Origin of the sequence: Microcystis sp. LE19-84.1B (assembly GCF_027531875.1) — a bacterium.
GTDB classification, from domain to species: domain Bacteria; phylum Cyanobacteriota; class Cyanobacteriia; order Cyanobacteriales; family Microcystaceae; genus Microcystis; species Microcystis panniformis.
The window spans coordinates 1-1304 of record NZ_JAPZSR010000452.1 but is presented as its reverse complement, the minus strand read 5'-3'; the positions used below and the strand labels follow the sequence as shown (position 1 = coordinate 1304).

General features: G+C 48.5%; 3 protein-coding genes and 1 pseudogene. All 4 read right to left on the bottom strand.

Features of this window, described 5'->3' with window-relative positions:
- Positions 1 to 192 (bottom strand): type II toxin-antitoxin system Phd/YefM family antitoxin (locus tag O9324_RS25315; protein WP_288141100.1); only part of this gene is annotated, 192 nt, incomplete at its 3' end.
- A gap of 67 nt (positions 193 to 259) precedes the next feature.
- Positions 260 to 562, bottom strand: coding sequence for a hypothetical protein (locus tag O9324_RS25310; RefSeq protein ID WP_288141647.1), 303 nt, complete (start codon positions 560 to 562; stop codon positions 260 to 262).
- Between the two features lie 104 nt (positions 563 to 666).
- Positions 667 to 1107 (bottom strand): hypothetical protein, encoded by a 441-nt coding sequence (locus tag O9324_RS25305; protein ID WP_288141646.1) that lies wholly within the window; start codon positions 1105 to 1107, stop codon positions 667 to 669.
- Positions 1108 to 1304: pseudogene (locus tag O9324_RS25300) on the bottom strand (apoptotic protease-activating factor); the annotation flags it as partial.

Sequence of the window (1304 nt, the reverse complement as noted above, 5' to 3'; positions counted from 1 at the left end):
TTCTTGATGAGCTTTTTCTGCCTGTAAAGCCAAAAGTTGATTTTCCAACTCGGAAAATCTCTCAAATTCCTCGATTGACAGCACGACTGCAACATTACGTCCCTTTTTTGCTATCTTTACTGGTTCTCTTCGAGCCAAGTCCAACAGTTCGCCAAAGCGATTTTTTGCTTCTGAGGCTCCTAATGTTTTCATAACTAACCTTTATAGAAACTAGCCATTATGACCATTTTAGCTATTATAGCAATTATTGACAGGAGAATCACCGCCACCAGCGACTAACATCCCTAATCCCTTGATACACTTCTCTTAAGGCGACCTCCCCCCCAAAATGAAGGATTAAAGGCGCTAAGTTAGGAATAGTTTCGAGGAAATGAGGACGAGTGAGAGTCCCCAAAGCCTGAAGGGTATTTTCCCAGAAAGATAAGTCAACATTAGCAGGGGTTAATGTGGCGGTTAATGCTTTTAATACGTCTGCACGGTAGTATTCATTCCCAATCCCTCTGGCAACTTCTAAGGCTTCGGGTAACAAACTTTCCGGTAAATGGGGAGCTAACCCGGTCAATGCCCAAGCACGGTAGTTTTCAGACCCTATCCCTCCCCAATCCGACTGGCCTTCACGAGTGCTCCGGGAATCAAACCTGCCGGTAAATGGGGAGCTATCCCGGACTATGCCCCTGCACGGGAGTCTTCAGACCCAATCCCTCTGGCAACTTCTAAGGCTTCGGGTAACAAACTTTCCGGTAAATGGGGAGCTAACCCGATCAATGCCCCTGCACGGTAGTTTTCAGACCCAATCCCTCTGGCAACTTCTAAGGCTTCGGGTAAAACTTCCGGTAAATGGGGAGCTAACCCGGTCAATGCCCAAGCACGGGAGTTTTCATTCCCAATCCCTCTGGCAATTTCTAAGGCTTCGGGTAACACTTCCGGTAAATGGGGAGCTAACCCGATCAATGCCCCTGCACGGTAGTTTTCATCCCCAATCCCTCTGGCAACTGCTAAGGCTTCGGGTAAAACTTCCGGTAAATGGGGAGCTAACCCGAACAATGCCTCTGCACGGTAGTATTCATCCCCAATCCCTCTGGCAATTTCTAAGGCTTCGGGTAACAATCAGTCCGGAAATTGGGGACCTAACCTGGTCGATGCGCTTGCTCTGGTGTTTTCAGTCCCAATCCCTCTGGCAACTGCTAAGGCTTCCGGTAACAAACTTTCCGGTAAATGGGGAGCTAACCCGGTCAATGCCCAAGCACGGTAGTTTTCAGACCCAATCCCTCTGGCAATTTCTAAGGCTTCGGGTAACACTTCCG